Annotated in this window: 18 protein-coding genes (1 of these 18 only partly in view); 7 read left to right on the forward strand and 11 right to left on the reverse strand. The window is 68.9% G+C overall.

What is annotated here, in order from left to right:
- From OG456_RS10000 to thyX, 3 genes are all read right to left on the reverse strand, one after another.
- Positions 1-977, reverse strand: partial view of a ribonuclease J gene (locus OG456_RS10000; RefSeq protein WP_266559338.1) — the 5' portion only. The gene continues 709 nt to the left of window position 1, outside the view; 977 of the gene's 1,686 nt are visible here — the first part of the coding sequence; its start codon is at positions 975-977; the stop codon falls past the left edge of the window.
- Between the two features lie 135 nt (positions 978-1,112).
- The gene (gene dapA / locus OG456_RS10005) at positions 1,113-2,012 is read right to left on the reverse strand and encodes a 4-hydroxy-tetrahydrodipicolinate synthase (protein ID WP_266559340.1); all 900 of its coding nucleotides are present in this window, start codon (positions 2,010-2,012) and stop codon (positions 1,113-1,115) included.
- Between the two features lie 208 nt (positions 2,013-2,220).
- Positions 2,221-2,961, reverse strand: coding sequence for an FAD-dependent thymidylate synthase (gene thyX / locus OG456_RS10010; protein WP_266559342.1), 741 nt, complete (start codon positions 2,959-2,961; stop codon positions 2,221-2,223).
- A 256-nt stretch (positions 2,962-3,217) separates the two neighbouring features.
- On the opposite strand from thyX, the gene OG456_RS10015 reads away from it, so the two are divergent.
- Entirely contained in the window at positions 3,218-3,457 is a 240-nt protein-coding gene (locus OG456_RS10015) for a hypothetical protein (protein ID WP_266559344.1), read from the forward strand.
- Between the two features lie 104 nt (positions 3,458-3,561).
- Positions 3,562-4,122 carry a PH domain-containing protein gene (locus OG456_RS10020; protein ID WP_266559346.1) on the forward strand — a complete coding sequence of 187 codons (561 nt, stop codon included), beginning with the start codon at positions 3,562-3,564 and terminating at the stop codon, positions 4,120-4,122.
- A gap of 72 nt (positions 4,123-4,194) precedes the next feature.
- Here OG456_RS10020 and OG456_RS10025 read toward each other — a convergent pair whose 3' ends face one another.
- The 6 genes from OG456_RS10025 to eccD form a co-directional block, all read right to left on the reverse strand.
- Positions 4,195-4,647, reverse strand: a complete 453-nt coding sequence (locus tag OG456_RS10025) for a hypothetical protein (protein WP_266559348.1) — start codon at positions 4,645-4,647, stop codon at positions 4,195-4,197.
- Between the two features lie 8 nt (positions 4,648-4,655).
- Positions 4,656-5,411, reverse strand: coding sequence for a 4-hydroxy-tetrahydrodipicolinate reductase (gene dapB, locus OG456_RS10030; RefSeq protein WP_266559350.1), 756 nt, complete (start codon positions 5,409-5,411; stop codon positions 4,656-4,658).
- Between the two features lie 36 nt (positions 5,412-5,447).
- Positions 5,448-6,827: a pitrilysin family protein gene (locus OG456_RS10035; protein ID WP_266559352.1), complete on the reverse strand. Its 1,380-nt coding sequence runs from the start codon at positions 6,825-6,827 to the stop codon at positions 5,448-5,450.
- Positions 6,824-9,040, reverse strand: coding sequence for a polyribonucleotide nucleotidyltransferase (locus OG456_RS10040; protein ID WP_266559354.1), 2,217 nt, complete (start codon positions 9,038-9,040; stop codon positions 6,824-6,826). Before OG456_RS10040 ends, OG456_RS10035 begins: the two co-directional genes overlap by 4 nt.
- Positions 9,041-9,404: 364 nt before the next feature.
- A complete protein-coding gene (rpsO, locus tag OG456_RS10045; protein WP_116509164.1) occupies positions 9,405-9,692 on the reverse strand; it encodes a 30S ribosomal protein S15 in 288 nt (95 codons plus the stop codon).
- A gap of 224 nt (positions 9,693-9,916) precedes the next feature.
- Positions 9,917-11,431 carry a type VII secretion integral membrane protein EccD gene (gene eccD, locus OG456_RS10050; RefSeq protein ID WP_266559357.1) on the reverse strand — a complete coding sequence of 505 codons (1,515 nt, stop codon included), beginning with the start codon at positions 11,429-11,431 and terminating at the stop codon, positions 9,917-9,919.
- 315 nt (positions 11,432-11,746) lie between these two features.
- On the opposite strand from eccD, the gene eccCa reads away from it, so the two are divergent.
- From eccCa to OG456_RS10075, 5 genes are all read left to right on the forward strand, one after another.
- Complete coding sequence (eccCa, locus tag OG456_RS10055; RefSeq protein WP_266559359.1) at positions 11,747-15,715, forward strand: type VII secretion protein EccCa; 3,969 nt, start codon at positions 11,747-11,749, stop codon at positions 15,713-15,715.
- Positions 15,716-16,141: 426 nt separating this feature from the next.
- Positions 16,142-16,315: a hypothetical protein gene (locus tag OG456_RS50460; protein ID WP_323136311.1), complete on the forward strand. Its 174-nt coding sequence runs from the start codon at positions 16,142-16,144 to the stop codon at positions 16,313-16,315.
- Positions 16,315-18,384 carry a hypothetical protein gene (locus OG456_RS10065; protein ID WP_266559361.1) on the forward strand — a complete coding sequence of 690 codons (2,070 nt, stop codon included), beginning with the start codon at positions 16,315-16,317 and terminating at the stop codon, positions 18,382-18,384. Before OG456_RS50460 ends, OG456_RS10065 begins: the two co-directional genes overlap by 1 nt.
- Complete coding sequence (locus OG456_RS10070) at positions 18,381-18,920, forward strand: hypothetical protein (RefSeq protein ID WP_266559363.1); 540 nt, start codon at positions 18,381-18,383, stop codon at positions 18,918-18,920. The genes OG456_RS10065 and OG456_RS10070 overlap by 4 nt, the downstream gene beginning before the upstream one ends.
- A gap of 134 nt (positions 18,921-19,054) precedes the next feature.
- Positions 19,055-19,393: a DUF397 domain-containing protein gene (locus OG456_RS10075; RefSeq protein ID WP_266559365.1), complete on the forward strand. Its 339-nt coding sequence runs from the start codon at positions 19,055-19,057 to the stop codon at positions 19,391-19,393.
- 69 nt (positions 19,394-19,462) lie between these two features.
- Here the strand turns inward: OG456_RS10075 and OG456_RS10080 are convergent, their stop codons facing one another.
- Positions 19,463-21,571, reverse strand: a complete 2,109-nt coding sequence (locus OG456_RS10080) for a serine/threonine-protein kinase (RefSeq protein ID WP_266559367.1) — start codon at positions 21,569-21,571, stop codon at positions 19,463-19,465.
- 28 nt (positions 21,572-21,599) lie between these two features.
- Complete coding sequence (locus OG456_RS10085; RefSeq protein WP_266559369.1) at positions 21,600-23,792, reverse strand: protein kinase; 2,193 nt, start codon at positions 23,790-23,792, stop codon at positions 21,600-21,602.
- Positions 23,793-23,798: the final 6 nt, after the last annotated feature.

The raw sequence follows: 23,798 nt of genomic DNA on the forward strand, positions 1-23,798 counted from the left end.
TGGTCGCGGTTGGCCATGCGGGACAGCGCGGCCATCGGCTCGCCCTGCGAGCCGGTGCAGACGAGGACGATCTCGTTGTCCGGGAGGTCGTCGAGCGCCTTGACGTCCACGACCAGGCCCGGCGGGACCTTCAGGTAGCCGAGATCACGGGCGATGCCCATGTTTCGCACCATCGAGCGGCCGACGAAGGCGACCCGGCGGCCGTACTCGTGGGCGGCGTCCAGGATCTGCTGGATGCGGTGCACATGGCTGGCGAAGGAGGCGACGATGATGCGCTTCTGCGCGCCCGCGAAGACGCCACGGATCACGTTCGAGATGTCGCGCTCGGGCGGGACGAAGCCCGGGACCTCGGCGTTCGTCGAGTCGGTGAGGAGAAGGTCGATGCCTTCCTCGCCGAGCTTGGCGAACGTGGGGAGGTCGGTGAGGCGGCGGTCCAGCGGGAGCTGGTCCATCTTGAAGTCGCCCGTGTGGACCACCATGCCGGCCGGCGTGCGGATGGCTACCGCGAGCGCGTCAGGGATGGAGTGGTTGACCGCCACGAACTGGCAGTCGAAGGGGCCCAGGCGTTCGCGGTCGCCCTCGGCGACCTCGAGCGTGTACGGGCGGATGCGGTGCTCCTGGAGCTTCGCCTCGATGAGGGCGAGCGTCAGCTTGGAGCCGATCAGCGGGATGTCCGGCTTCTCGCGCAGGAGGTACGGAACGCCACCGATGTGGTCCTCGTGGCCGTGCGTGAGCACGATGCCGTCGATGTCGTCGAGGCGGTCCCTGATGGACGTGAAGTCCGGCAGGATCAGGTCGATGCCGGGCTGCTCCTCCTCGGGGAAGAGGACGCCGCAGTCGACGATGAGCAGACGGCCGTCGTACTCGAAGACCGTCATGTTGCGGCCGATCTCGCCGAGGCCGCCGAGCGGGGTGACGCGCAGGCCACCCTTCGGGAGCTTCGGCGGGGCGCCGAGTTCAGGATGCGGATGACTCAAAAGACTCTCCTGACCACGCGCGCCACGTACCTGTAAGGCACGTGGCGCGCGTGACGTTCGTGCAGTAGCAGTTGTCTTGTGTAGGTGCAGGAACTGTGTCCTGCGGTCGTGCCTATTCAGTTGTGAAGTCTGTGTTTAGAGCTGTACCCCGCCGGCGGCGAGATCGATCTTGAGCTGGGCGGTCTCGTCGGGCGTCAGCTCCACGAGGGGCAGGCGCAGCGGTCCGGCGGGCTGGCCCTGGAGGGCGAGTGCCGCCTTGGTCGTGATGACGCCCTGCGTGCGGAACATGCCGGTGAAGACCGGGAGCAGCTTCTGGTGGATCTCGGTGGCCTTCTGCACGTCGCCGCTGACGAACGCGTCGAGCATGGCGCGCAGGTCGGGGGTGACGACGTGGCCGACGACGGAGACGAAGCCGACCGCGCCCACGGAGAGCAGCGGCAGGTTGAGCATGTCGTCGCCGGAGTACCAGGCGAGGCCGGAGCGGGCGATGGCCCAGCTGGCGCGGCCGAGGTCGCCCTTGGCGTCCTTGTTGGCGACGATGCGCGGGTGCTCGGCGAGACGGACGATCGTCTCGGTGTTGATGGGTACGCCGCTGCGGCCCGGGATGTCGTACAGCATCACCGGCAGCTCGGTGGCGTCGGCGATCGCGGTGAAGTGCCGCAGGAGGCCTTCCTGCGGGGGCTTGTTGTAGTACGGCGTCACCGTGAGCAGGCCGTGCGCTCCGGCCTTTTCGGCGGCGCGGGCGAGCTCGATGCTGTGGTGGGTGTCGTTCGTGCCGACGCCGGCAATGACGTGGGCGCGGTCGCCGACCGCCTGTCGCACGGCTCGTACGAGATCCGTTTTCTCCGCGTCGCTGGTGGTCGGGGACTCGCCGGTGGTGCCGTTGACGACGAGTCCGTCGTTGCCTGCGTCCACCAGATGGGCGGCGAGTCGCTGCGCGCCGTCGAGGTCAAGTGCGCCGTCCGCCGTGAACGGCGTGACCATAGCGGTGAGGACCCGCCCGAAGGGGGTCTGCGGAGTGGAGGTCGGAGCCATGGGTAATACGCTACTCGCTGCTCAGCGCGCGGTCCCCCCTCGGGGGATGCCAGGAGGTGTGGCGGGGATGGATCCCGGCACTGCCTGCTCGGGGGTTCAAGCAGTGCCGGGTCCGTTTGATCAGGCTAGATGAACTTTCCGAAATGCCGCAATACGGACACTTCACACGGCTGAACCGTACATCTGTGCCGCATCCACGCTTCTCCGGCTACGGAGCGACGCGGCCGTTCCCGTTGAACGCGGCGTAGGTGAGCGGCATGAGCTTGGCCCATTCCGCCTCCATCTTCTCGCCGACCATCTCGATCTCCCGCTGCGGGAAGGACGGGACCTTGGCCAGCTCGTGCTGGGTGCGCAGGCCGAGGAAGTGCATCAGGGAGCGCGCGTTGCACGTCGCATACATCGAGGAGAAGAGGCCTACCGGGAGGACTGAACGGGCCACCTCGCGGGCGACGCCCGCGGCGAGCATCTCCTGGTACGCCTCGTACGCCTGGCGGTACGAGTCCTCCATCACGCGCCCGGTGAGCTCCTGCTGGCCCTGCGTGCCCTCGACGAACTGGTACTTGCCGGGGCGGCCCTGCTGCACCAGCTTGCGGGATGCCTCCGGGACGTAGAAGACCGGCTGGAGCTCCCTGTAGCGGCCCGATTCCTCGTTGTACGACCAGCCCGCGCGGTGACGCATGAACTCGCGGAACACGAAGATCGGGGCGTTGATGAAGAACGTCATCGAGTTGTGCTCGAAGGGGCTGCCGTGACGGTCCCGCATCAGGAAGTTGATCAGGCCCTTGGAGCGCTCCGGGTCCTTGGTCAGCTCGTCGAGGGACTGCTCTCCCGCGGTGGAGACGCGGGCGGCGAACAGCACGTCGGTGTCGCTCGCGGTGTGCTTGACCAGCTCGACCGTCACGTCGCCGCGGAAGGTCGGCTTGAGGTCGTCAGCAGGGGATTCGGTCACGGTTCGAGGGGTCCTTCCATCACTTCGCTCGGGCGGCGCCCACTCTACGGGCAGGCACTGACAACGGGGCATTCGGTCGTGCCTCGCGACATTCCGAGCCGAACATCGCCGAACTTCAGTGAATTCGGCGAAACAGGGCACCTTTTGGTGCATCCGTGCGTCTGTATGGGTAACGGGGCGGTTCGTTCGCCGCTCTCCGCGCTCTCAGCGCTTCGATGACCTGAACGTTCGATCTTGACGAGGAGAAGCAGTACCTATGTTCCGTCGGCGCGAGCCAGTTCCGTTCGCCTTCATCGCCGAAGCCGACAAATTCCGCAGTAACATCACTCCACCCGCGCGCGAGCGCGCGTCGGCCGGCCAGATCGCAGGTCGCTCGCTCGTCGGTCTCACCGTCGTCGCCGGGCTCGTGGGCTCCCTGCTCCTGGGGATGCCCGCCCTGTCGTCCGGTCAGGCACCGGCGCACACGCAGCAGTCCGAAGCGTCCGACCATCGCTGACGCCTCTGCTCCGTCCGGCCCCCCAAGGGTGGAAGGCAGGCGCACGCCTAGGTAGCCTCACCGGGCACAGCCCGAATACAGCGTGGATTGAGTGAGGACCAGTCGTGCCCCTGCCCTTCCTGACGTACGACCGCGCTTTTGACGAGGTGGCCGACGATGTCGCGCTGCCTTTCGACGATCGCGACCAATGGCGGCGTCCCTACCGGCCGGGGCCGTGGCGCGTGGGAATCGCCGCGCTGCTCCTGCTGCTCGCCTCGTACGTCATGTTCGCCGCGGTGATCATCGCCTTCACGGGTGGTCTCGGCGGCGGCGCGGCCTGCGGCGTCATCGCCCTGCTCATCATCGGGGCGGCCGTGCGCCTGCTGCGGGTGGGTACGTGGGTGAGCGCGCACGGCCTGCGCCGTGTGGCCTTCTTCCATACCCAGACGGTCCCGTGGGCCCAGGTCGTGACGGTCCGTACCGTCCAGCAGCCGGTCCGCTGGCTCGGACTCCCCCGCACGGTGCAGGGGCAGGCGCTGCTCCTCGTACGGCGGGACAAGGCCGATGAGAGGTCCGCCCTGGTCACCAGCCACGGTGCGGACTTCCTCGCGCGGACCGAGGCCTTCGACCGGGCGTCGGACGCCATCGAGGTGTGGGCCGAGGAGTACCGGCCGCACCAGGCCTGAGCCAGGCATACGTGAAGGGCCGCGCCGGATCACCGGCGCGGCCCTTCACGCGTGCTCGGGACGCACACGTCCTCAGGCGCTGACCGTCCTGCCCTCCTGGAGGGCGATGGCGCGCTGCATCGCCTTGCGGGCGCGCGGGGTGTCCCGGGCGTCGCGGTAGGCCACGGCAAGGCGGAACCAGCAGCGCCAGTCCCCCGGTGTGTCCTCGGTCTCCGCCTTGCGCCGGGCGAAGACCTCGTCGGCGGAGTCGCGGTCGATGCGGCCGTACTGGTCACGGCGCAGCTCGTCCACGGGCAGGCCGCCCTCGACCTCCAGGAGCTCGGCGAGACGGTTCGCCTTGCGGACGAACTGGGTGTTGGCCCAGAGGAACCAGAGGCCGATCGCCGGCAGGATCAGCACGGCCACGCCGAACGTGACCGTGAGCAGGGTGCCCTGCTCGATGAGGAGCAGGCCGCGGCTGCCGACCAGGACGAAGTAGAAGACCAGGACGAGGGCGGTGACGAGGTAGGTGAGCTTTGCGCGCATGAGGTCCGTCAGACGTTCAGGTCGAGGAAGTGTTCCAGGCCGAAGGTGAGGCCGGGAGTGGTCACGACGCGGCGGGCGCCGAGCAGGATGCCCGGCATGAAGCTGCTGTGGTGCAGCGAGTCGTGGCGGATGGTCAGCGTCTCGCCCTCGCCGCCCAGGAGGACCTCCTGGTGGGCGAGGAGGCCACGCATGCGCACGGAGTGGACCGGGACGCCGTCGACGTCCGCGCCGCGGGCGCCGTCGAGAGCGGTGGCCGTGGCGTCCGGCTGCGGGGCGCTGCCGGCCTTCTCGCGGGCCGCCGCGATGAGCTGCGCCGTACGGGCGGCCGTGCCGCTGGGCGCGTCCACCTTCTTCGGGTGGTGCAGCTCGATGACCTCGACGGACTCGAAGTACGGCGCCGCCGCCTCGGCGAACTTCATGGTGAGGACGGCCCCGATGGAGAAGTTCGGGGCGATGAGCACACCGGTCCGCGGGGATTCCGCGAGCCAGGAGGTGAGCTTGGCGAGGCGGTCGTCGGTCCAGCCGGTGGTGCCGACGACGGCGTGGATGCCGTGGCGTACGCAGAAGTCGAGGTTGTCCATCACCGAGTCGGGCGTGGTCAGTTCGACCGCGACCTGGGCTCCGGACTCGGCGAGGGTCTCCAGCTTGTCGCCCCGGCCGAGGGCCGCGACCAGTTCCATGTCGTCGGCGGCCTCGACGGCCCGTACGGCCTCGGAGCCGATGCGGCCCCCGGCGCCGAGGACCGCCACGCGCAGCTTGCTCATCTTCTTCGTTCCTTACGCGAGTTGCGAACGGGTGGGCTATGCCACCGCTTCGTGCAGGCGCGCCGCCTGCTTGTCCTTGAGCGGGCCGATGACCGACAGCGAGGGGCGCTGCCCCAGGATGTCGCGGGCCACCGCGCGCACCTCGTCGGGGGTGACCGAGGCGATCTCCTCCAGCATGTCGCTGACGGACATCTGCTCGCCCCAGCAGAGCTCGCTCTTGCCGATGCGGTTCATGAGCGCGCCGGTGTCCTCGAGGCCGAGGACCGTGGAGCCGGAGAGCTGGCCGATGGCGCGGCCGATCTCGTCGTCGGACAGACCGTGCTCCGCGACGTGGGCGAGTTCGTCGCGGCAGATCTTGAGCACGTCGTGGACCTGACTCGGCCGGCAGCCCGCGTAGACCCCGAAGAGGCCGCAGTCCGCGAAGCCCGAGGTGTACGAGTACACGCTGTAGGCGAGGCCCCGCTTCTCCCTGACCTCCTGGAAGAGGCGGGACGACATGCCACCGCCCAGGGCGGTGTTGAGGACGCCCATGGCCCAGCGGCGCTCGTCGGTGCGGGCGAGGCCCGGCATGCCGAGGATGACGTGGGCCTGCTCGGTCTTGCGGCCGAGGAGCTCCATGCGGCCCGCCGCGCGCACGGGCTTGCGGCCGTCACGCGGGGCCGTGGGTACGGCGTCGGTGCGGGTGAGGGCGCCGGCCTTCTCGAAGGCGGCACGCACCTGGCGTACGACCTTGTTGTGGTCGACGTTGCCCGCGGCCGCGACGACGAGGTGCGTCGGGTCGTAGTGCTTCTTGTAGAAGCGGGCGATCTGGCCGCGGTTCAGCGCGTTGATCGTGTCGACCGTGCCGAGGACCGGGCGGCCGAGCGGGGTGTCGCCGAGCATGGTGTGTGCGAACAGGTCGTGCACGCAGTCGCCCGGGTCGTCCTCCGTCATGGCGATCTCTTCGAGGATCACGCCGCGCTCGGCGTCGACGTCCGCCTCCTCGATGAGGGAGCCGGTCAGCATGTCGCAGACGACGTCGATCGCGAGGGGGAGGTCGGTGTCGAGCACGCGCGCGTAGTAGCACGTGTACTCCTTCGCCGTGAAGGCGTTCATCTCGCCGCCGACCGCGTCGATCGTCGAGGAGATGTCGAGGGCGCTCCGGCGGGAGGTGCCCTTGAAGAGGAGGTGCTCGAGGTAATGCGTCGCGCCGTTCAGCGTGGGCGTCTCGTCGCGGGAGCCGACGTTCGCCCAGATCCCGAAGGTCGCGGAGCGTACGGAGGGCAGCGTCTCGGTGACGATCCGCAGGCCGCCGGGGAGGGTGGTCCTGCGGACCGTACCGATGCCGTTCTCGCCCTTGATCAGGGTTTGGGTACGGGCGACGGCCCGCGCCTCCGAGGAGGTGCGGGCCGTCGCCTTGGAGCTACGGGACGTCACTTGTCGGTGTCGTCCTTCGTCTCGTCGCCCTCTTCGCCCTCGACGACGGGAATGAGGGAGAGCTTGCCGCGGGAGTCGATCTCGGCGATCTCGACCTGGACCTTGGCACCCACGCCGAGAACGTCCTCGACGTTCTCCACGCGCTTGCCGCCGGCCAGCTTGCGGATCTGCGAGATGTGCAGCAGGCCGTCCTTGCCCGGGAGCAGGGACACGAACGCACCGAAGGTCGTCGTCTTCACGACGGTGCCCAGGTAGCGCTCGCCGACCTCCGGCATGGTCGGGTTGGCGATCGAGTTGATCGTGGCGCGCGCGGCCTCGGCCTGCGAGCCCTGCTGGGCACCGATGTAGATGGTGCCGTCGTCCTCGATCGTGATGTCGGCGCCGGTGTCCTCCTGGATCTGGTTGATCATCTTGCCCTTCGGGCCGATGACCTCACCGATCTTGTCCACGGGGATCTTGACCGTGATGATCCGCGGGGCGTTCGGGGACATCTCGTCCGGCGTGTCGATCGCTTCCATCATCACGTCGAGGATGTGGAGGCGGGCGTCGCGGGCCTGCTTGAGGGCCGCGGCCAGGACGGAGGCCGGAATGCCGTCCAGCTTGGTGTCGAGCTGGAGAGCGGTGACGAAGTCCTTGGTGCCGGCGACCTTGAAGTCCATGTCACCGAAGGCGTCCTCCGCACCGAGGATGTCGGTGAGGGCGACGTAGTGCGTCTCGCCCTTGATCTCCTGGGAGATCAGGCCCATGGCGATACCGGCGACGGGAGCCTTCAGCGGCACACCGGCGTTCAGCAGCGACATGGTGGAGGCGCAGACCGAGCCCATGGACGTCGAGCCGTTGGAACCGAGGGCCTCGGAGACCTGACGGATCGCGTACGGGAACTCCTCGCGCGTCGGCAGGACCGGCACGATGGCGCGCTCGGCGAGCGCGCCATGGCCGATCTCGCGGCGCTTCGGGGCGCCGACGCGGCCCGTCTCGCCGACCGAGTAGGGCGGGAAGTTGTAGTTGTGCATGTAGCGCTTACGGGTCACCGGGGAAAGGGTGTCCAGCTGCTGCTCCATGCGGAGCATGTTGAGGGTGGTGACGCCCAGGATCTGGGTCTCGCCACGCTCGAAGAGCGCCGAGCCGTGCACGCGCGGGATGGCCTCGACCTCGGCGGCGAGCGTACGGATGTCCGTGACGCCACGGCCGTCGATGCGGACCTTGTCCTTGATGACGCGCTCGCGGACCAGGGACTTCGTCAGCGCGCGGTACGCAGCCGAGATCTCCTTCTCGCGGCCCTCGAACTGCGGGAGCAGCTTCTCGGCGGCCAGACCCTTGACGCGGTCCAGCTCGGCCTCGCGGTCCTGCTTGCCGGCGATGGTGAGCGCCTGGGCGAGCTCGGTCTTGACGGCGGCCGTCAGGGCCTCGAGCACGTCGTCCTCGAAGTCGAGGAAGATCGGGAACTCGCCGGTCGGCTTGGCGGCCTTGGCGGCCAGCTCCGACTGGGCCTTGCAGAGCACCTTGATGAAGGGCTTCGCGGCCTCGAGACCGGCGGCGACGACCTCTTCGGTCGGCGCCTGGGCGCCGCCCTTGACGAGCTCGATGGTCTTCTCGGTGGCCTCGGCCTCGACCATCATGATCGCGACGTCGCCGTCCTCGAGGACGCGACCGGCGACGACCATGTCGAAGACGGCGTCCTCGAGCTCGGTGTGCGTCGGGAACGCGACCCACTGGCCCTTGATCAGCGCGACACGGGTGCCGCCGACCGGACCGGAGAAGGGCAGGCCGGCCAGCTGCGTGGAGCAGGAGGCGGCGTTGATGGCGACCACGTCGTACAGGTGGTCGGGGTTGAGCGCCATGACCGTCTCGACGACCTGGATCTCGTTGCGAAGGCCCTTCTTGAAGGACGGACGCAGCGGGCGGTCGATGAGGCGGCAGGTCAGGACCGCGTCCTCGGAGGGACGGCCTTCACGGCGGAAGAAGGAGCCGGGGATCTTGCCGGCCGAGTACATCCGCTCCTCGACGTCCACCGTGAGGGGGAAGAAGTCGAGCTGGTCCTTGGGCTTCTTGGAAGCGCTCGTGGCCGACAGCACCATGGTGTCGTCGTCCAGGTACGCCACGGCGGAGCCGGCGGCCTGACGGGCCAGACGGCCCGTCTCGAAGCGGATGGTGCGGGTGCCGAAGGTGCCGTTGTCAATGACGGCCTCGGCGTAGTGGGTCTCGTTCTCCACTAGCGTTTTCTCCGTTACTTTTCGTCTTTTGTCCCGTTCCGCCCGTGTGGCGGAGGGACGGGGCCGGAGAAGCGCGCCTTGTGTGCGGGCCGGTCTTCGATCGAAGCACCCGGGGTGGACGGGATCCGTCTCCCGGGGGCCACTACCGAGGACCGGCGGCGGCGAGGGTGCGCTTCTCCTCGTGCGGCGATGCGTCGCGTGATGCGGTGCAACTGGGTGCGGTGCATCGAAGCGGTGCATGCAGTGGTGATGCGTGCGGTGGTGCTTTTGTCGTGCGTCCAGACTACAAAGCGTCTGTGACACTTCGCACGTACAGCAAAGGGAGCGGCCCCCTGTCGGTGGGAACCGCTCCCTTCACGGCGTCTTAGCGGGCGCCGGCCGCACCGCGGCGGATGCCGAGGCGCTCGACCAGCGTACGGAAGCGCTGGATGTCCTTCTTGGCCAGGTACTGCAGAAGGCGGCGACGCTGGCCGACCAGGATCAGCAGACCACGACGGGAGTGGTGGTCGTGCTTGTGCGTCTTGAGGTGCTCGGTCAGGTCCGAGATCCGGCGGGACAGCATGGCGACCTGGACCTCGGGGGAGCCGGTGTCGCCCTCCTTCTGGCCGAACTCGGTGATGATCTGCTTCTTCGTAGCGGCGTCGAGCGACACGCGTACTCCTCGTAGTCTTTTCGTGGCCACCGAGTGCCCCTGGTCCACATCTCAGGGGAGCTTCCGTTACTCGGGAGGCAAGGTCCGTTGGGCGCAGTCTTCAGATTCCGGAAACCGGAGACCTGAGGGCGCGTACACAAACGGCCGTCACACAGCGTACCAGCCGCTCCGTGTGCACCCGACCGTGGGCCTGACGGGGCCCACGGCGCCTTGATGGACTCCGGTCAGCCGGTCATCGCGCGGGCCTGTGCGTACACGTCGAAGACCGCGAGCGTCAGCGGTACCAGCGTGAGCAGGACGAACGTCTCCGCGATCTCCATGAAGCGTCCCCAGAAGGGGCTGACTCCGCGGCGGGGCGTGATCAGTCCGATCGACGTGATCAGCGCCGTGGCCACCGCGATCACCGCGACGAGCCAGACCGTGCGGATGTCGAGGGGGGTGCTGTCGCCCTTCTTGAAGAAGTCGTCCAGGTAGTCCAGCGGCGGGTGGATGGAGAGGCCGAGGCCCAGCAGGACGAGGGCGGCGAGGCCTGCGGCGAGGAGGGAGGCGACCTGCGCGGTGTAGCGGAAGAGCTGGGCGCGCATCAGCATCGCGACGCCGGTGGCGAAGGCGAGGAGCTGGCCCCACACGTCGTGCGAGAAGCCGAGGACGGCCGCGGCGCCGACGGACACCAGGGCGCAGCCGCCGACCAGGCCGACGAGCAGCTCGTGGCCGCGGCGGGCCTGGGCCGCGATGCGGTCGGCCTCGACGGGCTCCTGGTTCGCGGGGTCGTTGCCGTACTCGCCGCGGGCCATGCTCGGGGGCTCGAAGCCGATGGGGAGACGGGCGAAGCGCATGGAGAGGCCCGGCAGGAAGGCGAGGGCGCCTACGGAGAGCGGCGCGCACAGGCCGGCGGTCTCCACGGCCGTGAGGTCCGTGAGGATGGCGATGAACGTCGTGAGCACCCCGACGGCAGACGCGAAGACGAAGGCCACGAAGGGGCCGTCGCCGCCCGGCGAGACCAGGGTGAGGACCACGGAGGCGATCAGTACGGCCGTGCAGGCCAGCAGGAACTGGAGCCGGCCGATTCCCTGATGGTCGGCGAGGGGCAGCAGCCCCGAGCCCGCCACCGCCACGTTAGGCAGGGCGCCGAGGCCCAGGGCGACGGCCGAGCCGCGGTCGTCGTAGACCCTGGCGCGCACACCGGCGAGGACGACGAGGAGGAGGCCGGCCACCGCGGCGAGGACGCCCTGGAGGCTGTTCATGTCGTGGTGCGGCTCGGCCGTCCACGTGACGAAGGCCAGGAGGGCGGGCAGGACGCCGCCGCCGATGAGTCCGGCGCCGCGGGTCAGGTCGCCGTTCCACAGGGTGCGGTCGCGGGTGACGGCCGAGGCGACCGCTTCGGAGACGTCGTCGAAGACGGCCGGCGGCAGCGACTCGGAGAACGGGCGCAGGGTGAGCAGCTCACCGTCGAGGATGCGCTGCGCGGCGAAGGACCGGGCGCTGTCGAGGACGGTGCCGTCGCGGCGTACGAGGTGGTAGCCGACCGGCGCGCCCTCGGCGGGGCTCTGCTGGGAGAGCCGCAGGATCTCCGGGTTGAGGTCGGCGACCGGGACGTCGTCGGGCAGTGCGACATCGATCCGGCTGTCGGGCGCGACGATGGTGACGCGGCAGAAGCCGAGGCCCGTGCCGGCCCCCGAAGGGGCTCCGGTGCCCGCTCCGCCGGTCGCGCCGGCCGTCGCGGAAGCGGAAGCCGTCATGCTCACCTGCTGTTCCCCCTCGGTTGGTGTGTCCGGTGATGCAGCCGGATGTGGAGGTGTTGTGTACGTCGCTCGCGCGCGCCCCCGCCGCCTGTCAACGAGGCTTCCAGGACCGGCGTTCGCGGCCGCGCTCGCTCCCGACCGCGTGAAATGCCCTGTTTCCCCGGGCGGATCCGCGGTGCTCGACTGCACCTCCGGCACCCTACCGCCCACCGTTGTCAGTGACCGTCAGTAGGATCGCAAATCACGATCGACGTCCGCCTGACACGGGGCGGCGGACGGAACGCCTCGGTCTGGCAAGGGAATTGGTGCGAAGTGAGTCACATCGTCGTGAAGCGCCCGCCTCGGGCGCTGCCGTCCGAAGTGCCCACGGAAGAGGTGGTCCTGCAGCCTCCGCCCGAGCTGCCTCGTGGGCAGCAGGAAGGCGCGATGATGCAGCTCCTGCCGATGCTCGGCATGGGCGGGTCCGTCGTGTTCTTCTTCAATCCCAGCGCGCAGCCGTTCATGAAGATCATGGGCATGGTGATGATCGCGTCGACCCTGGGCATGGGCATCTCGATGCTGGTCCGCTACCGGCGCGGTTCGCAGGGCCAGATGTCGGACATGCGCCGCGACTATCTGCGTTATCTGTCGCAAACCCGACGCGATGCCACGAAGACCGCGCGGAAGCAGCGCGACGCGCAGTACTACCTGCACCCCTCCCCCGAGCAGCTGTGGGCGCTCGTCGCCGAGGGCAGCCGCGTGTGGGAGCGGCGCACGGGCGACGAGGACTTCGGGCAAGTGCGCGTCGGACTCGGTCCGCAGGGCCTCGCCACTCCGCTGGTGCCCCCGCAGACCGCGCCCGTTGACGAGTTGGAGCCGCTGACGGCGGGCGCCATGCAGCGCTTCCTCGCCGCGCACGGCACGCTCGAGGACCTGCCGATGGCGGTCTCGCTGCGGGCCTTCTACCACGTGACGGTCAGCGGTGAGCCGCAGACGGTGCGCGGCACGGCCCGCGCCGTCGTCGCCTCGCTCGCGTCGCTGCACTCCCCCGAGGACCTGGTGATCGCCGTGGCGACGGGCCGGGAGGCCGCACCGCAGTGGGAGTGGGCCAAGTGGCTGCCGCACAGCCAGGCCGCGGGCCAGACGGACGGCGCCGGCAGCCGCCGTCTGATCACCACCGACCCGATGGAGCTGGAGGCGATGCTGACCACGCGCCTCCAGGGCCGTCCGCGCTTCCACCCCGGTGGGGCGCCCGTCCCCGAGCAGCCGCACCTCGTCGTCGTGCTCGACGGCGTGTCCCTGCCGCCGGTGTCGATGCTGGCCAGCCCCGAGGGCCTGCAGGGTGTGTCCGTCGTCGAGGTCGTGCCCGGCGAGCTGACGACGGGTCGCGGCGACCTCTCGATCGTCGTGCAGCCCCGCTCCCTGACGCTGGAGTCGGCGCACGGCGTGGTCTACGAGGGCACGCCCGACCTGCTCTCCTACGAGGCCGCGGACGCGCTGGCGCGGCAGTTGGCGCCGCTGCGCGTGGCCTCGGGCGGCGACGACGACGAACCACTGCTGGCGAACCTGGACTTCACGGATCTGCTGAGCCTCGGCGACGCCGCGTCCGTGGACACCAAGCGCACCTGGCGCCCGCGCTCGCAGGCGGAGCGGCTGCGCGTGCCGATCGGCGTCGGCGAGGACGGCCGGCCCGTCATGCTCGACCTCAAGGAAGCGGCCCAGGAGGGCATGGGCCCGCACGGCCTGTGTGTCGGTGCGACGGGTTCCGGAAAGTCGGAGCTCCTGCGCACCCTCGTCCTCGGCCTCGCGGTCACGCACTCCTCCGAGACGCTGAACTTCGTACTCGCCGACTTCAAGGGCGGTGCGACGTTCGCGGGCATGGCCCAGATGCCGCACGTCGCGGCCGTCATCACGAACCTCGCGGACGACCTGACGCTTGTCGACCGCATGGGTGACTCCATCCGCGGTGAACTCAACCGCCGCCAGGAGATGCTCCGCGACGCGGGCAACTACGCGAACATCCACGACTACGAGAAGGCGCGCGCGGCCGGCGCCCCGCTCCAGCCGATCCCGTCGCTCGTCCTGGTGATCGACGAGTTCAGCGAGCTGTTGACGGCCAAGCCCGACTTCATCGAGATGTTCGTGCAGATCGGCCGCATCGGCCGTTCGCTGGGCGTGCATCTGCTTCTCGCCTCGCAGCGCCTCGAAGAGGGCCGGCTGCGCGGCCTGGAGACCTACCTCTCGTACCGGATCGGTCTGCGGACGTTCTCCGCCGCCGAGTCCCGCGCGGCGCTCGGCGTGCCCGACGCGTACGAGCTGCCGAACGTGCCGGGTTCCGGCTTCCTGAAGTACGGCACGGACGAGATGGTCCGCTTCAAGGCGGCGTACGTGTCCGGGACCTACCGCTCCGGTTCCGCGCAGACGGCGGTGGCGGGCGGGCCGCTTCCGATGGACCGGCGGCCGGTGCTGTTCACGGCGGCCGAGGTGCCGGTGCAGTACGTGGCCGTGCCCCAGCAGCGCCCCGAGGCCGCGCCCACGACCGATGACGCGCTCTCGGACACCGTGCTCGACGTGATCGTGCGCCGCCTCGAGGCCCAGGGTCCGGCGGCCCACCAGGTGTGGCTGCCGCCCCTGGACAGCCCGCCGTCGCTCGACAGTCTCCTTCCCGGTCTCGCCGCCGTGCAGGGCCGCGGCCTCACACAGCCCGGCTACGAGGGCGCGGGACGCCTCATCGTCCCGGCGGGCCTCGTCGACAAGCCGTACGAGCAGCGGCGCGACCCCCTGTGGTGCGACTTCTCGGGTGCGGCCGGCCATATGCAGATCCTGGGCGGCCCGCAGTCCGGCAAGTCGACGCTGCTTCGTTCGCTCATCGCCTCGTTCGCGCTGACGCACACCCCGTACGAAGTGCAGTTCTACGGGCTCGACTTCGGCGGTGGCGGGCTGTCGGCAGTCGCCGGACTGCCGCACGTCGGCGGGGTGGCCTCGCGCCTCGACCCCGAGAAGGTGCGACGCACGGTCGCCGAGGTCTACGGCGTGATGATGCGCCGCGAGGAGTACTTCCGCTCCTCCGGCATCGCCTCCATCGGCGACTTCCGTGCCCGCAGGGCCCGCGGCGACATCTCGGTCACCGACCAGCCGTGGGGTGACGTGTTCCTCGTCATCGACGGCTGGGGCAACTTCCGTACGGACTACGAGGGTCTGGAGCCGGCGGTCCTCGACATCGCGGCCCGCGGCCTGGGCTATGGCATCCACCTGGTGCTCACGGCCTCGCGGTCCATGGAGGTCAGGGCGAACATGAAGGACCACCTCATGAACCGCCTCGAGCTGCGGCTCGGCGACACGATGGACTCCGAGTTCGACCGCAAGGTCGCGGCGAACGTGCCGACGGGCGTGCCCGGCCGCGGCCAGTCGCCGCAGAAGCAGCACTTCATGGCGGCGGTCCCGCGGATCGACGGCCTCACGTCGGACACGGACCTGGCCGAGGCCACGGCGGCGCTGACCGCCGAGGTGACCCGGCACTGGACGGCACCCGGCGCCCCCGAAGTCCGGCTGCTCCCACGCGAGTTCGCGGCGGACCGGCTGCCCCCGGGGAACCTGTTCCCGGACCGCGGTGTGTCCTTCGCGCTCGACGAGGACAACCTGGAGCCGGTGTTCCTCGACTTCGAACAGGACCCGTTCTTCCTCATCTTCGGCGAGAGCGAGTCCGGCAAGTCGAACCTGCTGCGCCTGCTCATCAAGCGCCTCACCGAGCGCTACGACGGCGACTCGTGCAAGCTCTTCGTGGTCGACAACCGCCGCGGCCTTCTGGACGTGACCCCGCCCTCGCACCTGGCGGAGTACATCCCCATGTCGAACACCATGGGTCATCACATGGACGCGCTCGCCGACCTGATGCAGCGGCGTACGCCGACGGCAGAGGTGACGGCGCAGCAACTGCGGGACCGCAGCTGGTGGCGCGGCCCGAACGTCTTCGTGATCATCGACGACTACGACCTGGTGTCCACGTCGAGCGGCAACCCGCTGTCGGGCCTGACCGAACTGCTGCCGTTCGCGCGGGACGTCGGCGTCCGCTTCATCATCGCCCGCTCCTCGGCGGGCGGCGGCCGGGCCGCGTACGAGCCGTTCATCCAGCGCATGAAGGAACTCGGCGCCCAGGGCCTCGTCCTCGCGGGCGACCCCGGCGAGGGCGACCTCCTCGGCGGCGTGCGGCCACGGCCGATGCCGGCGGGCCGTGGCGTGTTCGTCTCGCGCAAGCGGGGGAAGCCGTTGGTTCAGACGGGACTGGTCCCGTCCGACCAGTGACGTATTGAGATCGTCATGGTTAGGCAAGGTCGCTTGAACTGACCAGGTCACTCTGGTCAGTTGGATGTGCTGTGAATCGCCCGTCTCCCTCCACGAGGGAGACGGGTGGTACGGGAGCACATCAGCGACACGGGGAAGGCGTCAGTAGATGGCCTGGGACGAGTGGGAGCAGCTCAAGGCGGAAGCCCTGCACAAGGGGAACGCCAAGATGCAGTTGAACCAGCTTGCCGACCCGGGCGGCGGCGGTGGGGGGAATCCTCAGGGCGACCTGACGGTCAACTTCCCTGATCTGGCCGCAATCGGAGATGCGGCGTTCCGGCTACGCACGCGCATGGACCGGGAGAGCGACCACGCCCGGATCTCCTCGATGAAGGCCGCCGGGGGGGGCTCAAGTCGGAGTTCGCCGTCGGCAAGGCCCTGGACCATGTGGCTGAGCGCTGGGTGGACCAGGTGCAGTCCCTCCTCGACGCCTGCGCCCACATCTCGAACCACCTCGACTACACCAAGGGCGCGCACAAGGGCGACGAGGAGCACATCTACGGCGTCATCAGCAGCATCTCCACCCTGGACAAGGGCTTTGACGAGAAGCGAGGCAACTGATGGACCTCGATGCGCTCCGTTACGGCAACTTTTCCGCCCTGGGTGAGGCCGTTGGGGACTGGGAGGGAATGGTCGTCAACCTCAAGTCCCTCCAGGACGACGCCGAGCGTGATCTCAAGGCCAAGGCCGACAAGGCGAACTGGCACGGCGCCAACGCCACGGTGTCGCGTGAGTTCGTGGACAAGACCGCAGGGGAGTTCGCCGATGCGCATACGCAGGCCAACTCCATCGCCAAAATCCTCGGCGACACGCGTAGCGAACTGATCGACTACCGGCAGCAGCTGAACGACGCGATAGACCGCGGGATGAAGAAGAACCTCACGGTGGTGGACTCCGGGAACGGCGGGTTCACCGTCACCATGAACATCCATCCCGACCGCGCCGCGAAAGGCACGTCGGTTCCTGAGCACACCGTGCAGGACGTCACCGACCTCCGCGACGAGGTGCAGCGGATCATGAGTGGCGCGACGGAGAGCGACAACACTGCCGCCAAGGCCCTCAATCTGATCGTGGACCAGGCCACGTACGGCTTCTCCGGCGCTGACTACAGCGACCGGGACGGGGCCGCGAAGGCCATCAAGGAAGCCGATGGCCTGGCCAACCTGATGAAGAGCAAGGGGGACGACATGTCCCCCGAGGAGTTCGACCGGCTCAACGCCTCCATGGCCAGGTACAAGAACGACCCGCTGTTCCAGGAAGAGTTCGCCAAGACCCTCGGTCCCAAGGGCACCCTCGACTTCTGGGCCGACCTCTCCGACCCCTCGGACGGCGGTGACCTGCAGCGGGCCCGACGTGACCAGCTCGGCGACTTCCAGAAGAATCTCGGCATGACGCTCGCCGGCGCGACGCAGTCCGACTCGGCCGACATGCAGTCCTGGAAGGACCGCATGGTCGACCTCGGGGGCCAGACGGTCCACACGAGGGGCAGCAACGTCTACGGGTTCCAGCTGATGAGCAACATCATGCGGACCGGTGACTACGACGACGACTTCATGAACAAGTACGGCAACGCGCTGGTCGCGACCGAGAAGAAGATGAAGCTCCCCGACCACTACTGGCAGGGGGCCGGCGGGCCGCCGATGCCGAAGATGAACTTCATCGGTGAGGACTTCGGCCGTGATCCGATGACGGGCTTCATGACCGGTCTCTCCAACAGTCCGGACGCCGCGACCGCGTTCTTCAACGAGACGCATCCGCAGGACAACGCGGAATGGGTGCTGAAGGAGCGGCACACGTTCGACGACACCCCGCTCGACGACGGGGACGGGAATCAGTCACGGGACGCGACCGGCAAGGCTCTCCTCGCGGCCACGAGCGGCATGAATCCGAACGACCCCACCGCCACGTACGTGGAGCACACTCCGGAGAACCGCCAGGCCCTCGACCGGTCACTCAAGTACCTGTCCGGGACCGGAGACGACTTCCCCCGCGAGATGCGCGACGACATGGCGAAGGTCCTGGTGAACTACGGGGACGAAACGCACAACACGATGAGTTCCCAGGCCGACCATCCCGACGACCCCAGGCAGCTCGACCGGCATCAGCTCCTCGAAGTGACCAAGCAGATCTCCCGTGACCAGGACTCTTACGGATTGCTGAACGACGGGCTGAACCGCGAGATCGTCCACGACATCAACACCGATCACCCGAGTGATCCCAAGGAGACGCTGCAGCGGGCCGGTGCGACCGTCGGGTTTCTGGAGGAGGCGCGTTATCAGGCGCTGGACACCGACAAGGAAGACCCGTCCTGGAAGGCGAAGTGGGCCTACCACGGCATCGGCGGCGCGGTGAACTTCATTCCGGTGGTCGGCGACGCCGCACAGCGCGGCGTCGACGCACTGACCTACCAGTGGCAGCAGGACGAGCAGGGCCGCATCGACGACGAGAACCACCAGCAGAACGGCAAGACGTTCACGGGCCGTGAAGGCCAGCTGGAATCCCTGGCGAAGATCTGGGCCACGGCCAACCCCGGCCAGACCGAGAACAATTCCTACACGTTGACCAACGAGATCAACGCGGCCGCCTTTGACGGCAACGCGCGGGCTCGAGGACTGGCAGGCGATCAGTGAGGCAGAGCGCACTGTCCAAGCCGTTGGGTGTCGCCGCGGTTCTGGTGATGCTGACTGCCGCGGCATGCACCGGTTCATCCGGGAAGGACTACGCGGTACCCGAGGCCGCATGCGGAGTCCAGGTGGGCTCCGGTCTGCTGTCCCCACTCCTGTCCGACGGCAAGAAACTGACCGAACGGAGCTACGACTTCGGCCCCACGAAGCCGCGTTGCCAGCTGAAGGTCGACGGGGACCTCGTCGTGTATTTCTCCGGCGACGTCGTTCCGGCCGGCACCGATGTCATCGCGGTGAACGAGCGCGACATGCGAGGCCTTGGCCACCCTGCCGCCACGGACATCGGTCAGGACGCCCGCGTCGCGGACCGCGGAGCCCTGGCCGTGGCCACGTGCCTGTACGGCGGGAAGCGGCAACAGTTCGTCGCGAACATCGAGTTGAAGCAACAGGCGCTCAAGGACGTGCCCAAGCGACGCGATGCGCTCCGCTCACTTCTGAAGGCGTACCTACCCGCGGCGATGAAGGACGTGGGCTGCGGCTGAGGCTGTATCTGTATCTGAATCTGCATATCTGGGGACTCCGGAGGCGCAAGTCGTGTGACGCGCCTCGCACCTCCGGCTGCTCCAAGTAGGCTTGGCGCAGGGCAGGTACGTAGATCGGGAAGGGGCCCCGGATCATGGCCGAGGCAGCACAGGGCGCCGCGCAGGGCGCGGAGAGCAGTACCGCCGGGGAGTCCCCCGAGGACGTCAAGGCGCGCAAGGAGCGGGAGAAGAACGAGCTCTACGCGCTCGACATCTCCGGCGCCGAATGGCACAGCGCCCCCGGCACCGAGGACCACGAGGAGCGCGTCGAGATCGCATATCTGCCGGCGGGCGCCGTCGCGATGCGGTCGTCGGTGGAGCCCGAGACGGTGCTGCGGTACACGGAGGCGGAGTGGACCGCGTTCGTGCTGGGGGCTCGGGACGGGGAGTTCGACCTGGAGGATGTGCCGGGCAACGGGGCTTCTGGAGCGTAGTAGGTTCCGGTTCGCGCCGGCGATCCGGCTATCCCAGCGATCCGGCGATCCGGCGATCCGTGGCGGGCGTCAGAAAACCGGGAGCACCGTCAGGGTGCTGTCGTTCATGACGAACACTCTGTTGGCATCGGCCGCGAGCCGGTGGTAGTCGGCGTTCGGGAGCGTGTAGGTCCACATGTCCTTGCCGTCGCTCTGGCGCATGGCATGCACTTCGACAAGGGGCGAAGGGGCGTTGGACTCGGTGTAGAGCACCCACACTCCGGTGCCCTGGGGGAGCAACGGGCTCGCGTTGGTCGCGACGTCGGGCGAGAACCAGGACACCTCGCCGGTCCGCTTGTCGAACCGGTTGGGCGTGTCGTCCTCCGCGGAGTAGACCGAGTCCTCCGTGACCGACGGCGGACCCCACAGGCTGGGTCCGTCGTCCCATTCGGTGTTCTTGGCCTTCCACTTCACCTCGCCGTCAGTGATCCGGCTGGCGCTCAGCGTCTTGCCGTTGATGTACACGGTGTCTCCGTCGGCGACCGGCCGGAGCGTGTTCGGCGCGCCCGCGAGCCGGGCCCACGCCTGACGGCCGTTGTCGGTGTTCACCGCGAGGATGTTGCCGTCCCTCGTCGTCAGGACGAGACGTCCGTGTCCGACGGCGCTGGGCCAGTCGATCTTCTTGCGGAAGTCCGCCGAGACGCGCGCGGTCCAGCGGATCCTGGCGTCGGAGCGGCCGATGCTGCGCAGCCGGTCGTCCTTCGTCAAGACGTACACGGCCTCGTCGTCCGCACACAGCAGTTTGTCCGCCTCAGCGTCGGCGGTCCACTTTGGCTGTCCGGTGGAAGGCACATACGTACGCAGCTTCCCGTCGGCGTCCGCAGTCACGACCAGCCGGTCCGACAGCGAGAGATAGCCGCTCTTGGCCCGGGCGTGCGGTGCGGTCCAGCGCTCTTCGCCCCGGCGTACGCCGTACGCCGTGATGCCCCCGCTCATCGCTCCGAAGACGATGACGTCCCGGACGGGCAGCAGGGTCGGGGAGCTGATGTCGACCACGTTGGCCAGTTCCCACAGACTCGACGGATGTTCGTGGCCCAGGAAGTCCTTGTCGACCTTGACCGACACCGGCTGTGCGATGGGCGGCCGCACCGCCACAGGGATGTCGAAGGGGTCGTCCTTCGCCTTCCCGTTCCCCTGGTGCGACCCGAGCCACCAGGCCGTCGTGCCGCCGCCCGCCGCGAGAACCGCGCCCCCTGCCGCGAAGCCGGTGATGAGGCGGCGCCGTGTCACCGGACGCCGGCCATCGGACGTGATCTGCGTGGTCAGCTGCCGGACTTCGCCCTCGCGCTCCTTGATGGCGCCCGCCACCGGACCGCGCCGCCAGACCCGCTCGGCGCCCCGGGGCGCCGCGAACGCCGTGACGATCTGTGCGGGGGCAGGTCTCAGCGCCGGATCCTTGACAAGGCAGGGAGCAATGAGGGCCTGCAACTGCGTTGCCAGATCTGCAAGTTGGGGCTCACCATGTACGACCTCGTACTGCACGGCTGCCACATGTGCACCGTCAAAGGCGCGCCGGCCGCTTGCCGCGTACACCAGAAGCGCCCCCAGCGAGAACACGTCGGCGGACGGCGCGACGCGCTGCCCCAGGACCTGCTCGGGCGCGCCGTAGCCCGGGGTCACCGGGGTCTGCCCGGTGGTGGTGAGGGTGAGCCCGTGCTCGGGGCGGGCGATACCGAAGTCGATGACGCGCGGCCCGCTCGACGTCAGGACGATGTTCGGGGGCTTGAGGTCACGGTGGATGAACCCGGCGGCGTGAATATCGGCAAGGGTGCGCGCGACGGAGTCGGCGATGGCGCGAACGGTCGCTTCATCGAAAGGCCCGTACGCGTCCACAGCCTGGTCGAGTGTCGGTCCGGCGAGGAATTCGGTGGCGATCCATGGTCGGCCACCTTCGGTGTGCGCGCCGAGGACGGCGGCAACTCCCTTGCTGTGTACGGCTTGTGCGGCCTGGGCCTCGCGAATGAAGCGCTGGGCGAGGTTCGTGTCGTGGGCGAGTTCGGGCCGCAGCACCTTGACAGCGGCGATGGCGCCCGCGCTGTCCTGCCCGACGTACACCTTGCCCATGCCGCCTTCACCGAGGACACCGAGTAGTCGGTAGGGGCCGAGGCGGAGGGGGTCACCGATGGCTAGGGGGGTCATGGGTGGGGGCTTTCTGCTCGGGTCGGGGTCATCGAAGAGGGAAGGCTTCCGCTTGCTTGTCGCCGAAAGCAACAATCACCTTGGCGCGTTCGTGTTCGTAGAAGCGCTTGGCGACCGTCGCGTACGTGAGTGCCACCCTGTGCGAGGCGACGTCGATCGCCCGCAGCAGCACCCCGTTCCGGTAGTAGACGTACTTGGTGCCGATGACGGGTCGGCAGGCGAGATCCGCGCTCTCGCCCTGATCCCCCTTCTCGCCCCACAGCTCCTTCCCGTTCCGGGGGTCGACCGCGACGAGGCCGCGCTGGTCCTCCACCGCGTAGAGCACCCCGTCTTTGACGGACGGAGGGCCATAGGCCTTCCCCGGACGGTCGGACTCCGAGGACCATTGCTGCTTACCGTCCGACAGGCGCAGGGCCTGCAACGGCCCGCTCCCGAGGTAGAGATGCTCGTCGTCCGTGGCCAGGGGAAGTCTCACGAGGTCGGCGACAGCGTCGTCGAAGGGCCTGTCCCAGGTGAGCGCACCGGTTCGGGCGTGTCTGACGACAGCCCGCACCTTGCCCGCATTGGTCTCCTGCAGAGCTACCAGGTGGCTGCCGACGACCCGTGCGGTCAGGAAATGCAGCCGCGTGCTCTTGTCGGGCCGTGAGGGCAAGGGCTTGGACCAGAGTCGCTTACCGGTGCCCAGATCAATGGCGTGCAGCGCCCAGGTCTGACTTGCGCGGAACCCGCCGTACAGAAACTTTCCCTGGCCGCCGGCCACGAAGACCACGCCGTCCGCGGCGCACAGGACTTGCGTCCCGGCCAGAGCTCCGTTCACGTCCGAGAGGCGGACGATCGGCTTGCTCACGTCGCCCTTGGCCAGGTCGATGGACGCGATCTGCAGAGGCCAGGGCCCCTCCTGGTGATCGACCCAGGGTGCGGAGAGGAGCTGATATGCCTTGTCCCCGTCCACGGCCATCCCAGAGGTCGCTCCGCTCTCCCTCGTCTGCCATTTACGCTCTCCGGTCCGCGGGTCGACGGCGTCCGTATTGCCCCAGGGGATCAGCGTCAGGTCCGCGACCATGAACGGAGCGAGCGGGATGAAGTCGACGGTGCTCGAGTAGGTGCCCATCCACAAGTCGTCCAAGTTCTTTGTCTCTTCGCCGGACGAGTCAGGACCGGGCTTCCCGTCATCGTCCCGCTTGCCCCAGCCGCCCCACGCCCATGCTCCGCCGCCGAGCGCGGCCAAGCCGGCCGCGGCGCCTCCGATCGCAAGGAGACGGCGTCGGGCAGGCCCGGACGATGGAGGCGTGGTCGCCGACTGAAGCTGCTCCCCCAGCGGGGCCGGCAGCCGCGAAGGGGCGAACTGCCAGACCTCGGTCGCGCGGCGGCCGATCTCCGCGAGCAGGTCGTGCGGGAGGTGTTCCGCGAACTCGCCCCCGCCGTCGTGCAACTGAGCCGCCAGCTCGGATGTGGTGGGGCGCAGGCCAGGGTCCTTGGCCAGACACCGTCGCAAGATTTCCGCCAGCGCGCCCGGTACGTTCGTGAGGTCCGGCTCGCCGTACCTCACCCGGTAGAGCAGATCGGCCGGCTGGCCGTGGCCGAACGGGCCCTGGCCGGTGGCGGCGAAGACGAGCACCCCTGCGAGCGCGAACACGTCCCCCGCAGGCGTGTGTTCCTGACCGGTCGCCTGTTCCGGCGACATGAACGCCGGTGTACCGACCGCGGCGCCCGTACTCGTCAGCCGGTCGTCGCCGATGGCCCGGGCGATCCCGAAGTCGATGACCTTGGGCCCGTACGCGGTGACCATGATGTTGGACGGCTTGAGGTCCCGGTGAACGACGTCGGAGCGGTGCAGCTGCCCCAGCGCCGTGCAGAGCGCCGCGCCCAGCACCCGTACGGATGCCTCCGGCAGCGGACCCGCGAGCTCGATCGCCTCGTCGAGGGGCGGTCCGAGCACGTACTCGGTCGCGAGCCATGGGGTCTCGGCGAACGGATCGGCGTCCACGACTGCCGCGCCGAACTGTCCGCCGATGACCCGGGCCGCGTCGGCCTCCAGCCTGAACCTCGTCCTGAAGGCCGGGTCGGAGGCGATCCGGGCGTGCATCGTCTTCACGGCGACGGTGCGGCCTCCCGCCGAGCGGGCCAGGTACACGGTGCCCATTCCGCCACTGCCGAGGCGGGCGATGAGCCGGTACGCGCCGAACGCGACAGGGTCGTCGTGGGTGAGGGGCGATGGCATGGGGTG

This window comes from Streptomyces sp. NBC_01446 (genome assembly GCF_026340095.1).
In the GTDB taxonomy this organism is placed as follows: Bacteria; Actinomycetota; Actinomycetes; order Streptomycetales; family Streptomycetaceae; genus Streptomyces; species Streptomyces aureus.

Bases quoted from the DNA above. Each gene is read 5' to 3' on its own strand.
- dapB (WP_266559350.1), bottom strand. From the start codon at position 5,411: ATGAGCAAGCTGCGCGTGGCGGTCCTCGGCGCCGGGGGCCGCATCGGC.
- OG456_RS10065 (WP_266559361.1), top strand. From the start codon at position 16,315: ATGGACCTCGATGCGCTCCGTTACGGCAACTTTTCCGCCCTGGGTGAG.
- OG456_RS10025 (WP_266559348.1), bottom strand. From the start codon at position 4,647: ATGCGCGCAAAGCTCACCTACCTCGTCACCGCCCTCGTCCTGGTCTTC.
- OG456_RS10075 (WP_266559365.1), top strand. From the start codon at position 19,055: ATGGCCGAGGCAGCACAGGGCGCCGCGCAGGGCGCGGAGAGCAGTACC.
- dapA (WP_266559340.1), bottom strand. From the start codon at position 2,012: ATGGCTCCGACCTCCACTCCGCAGACCCCCTTCGGGCGGGTCCTCACC.
- OG456_RS10015 (WP_266559344.1), top strand. From the start codon at position 3,218: ATGTTCCGTCGGCGCGAGCCAGTTCCGTTCGCCTTCATCGCCGAAGCC.
- OG456_RS10085 (WP_266559369.1), bottom strand. From the start codon at position 23,792: ATGCCATCGCCCCTCACCCACGACGACCCTGTCGCGTTCGGCGCGTAC.
- eccD (WP_266559357.1), bottom strand. From the start codon at position 11,431: ATGACGGCTTCCGCTTCCGCGACGGCCGGCGCGACCGGCGGAGCGGGC.
- OG456_RS10080 (WP_266559367.1), bottom strand. From the start codon at position 21,571: ATGACCCCCCTAGCCATCGGTGACCCCCTCCGCCTCGGCCCCTACCGA.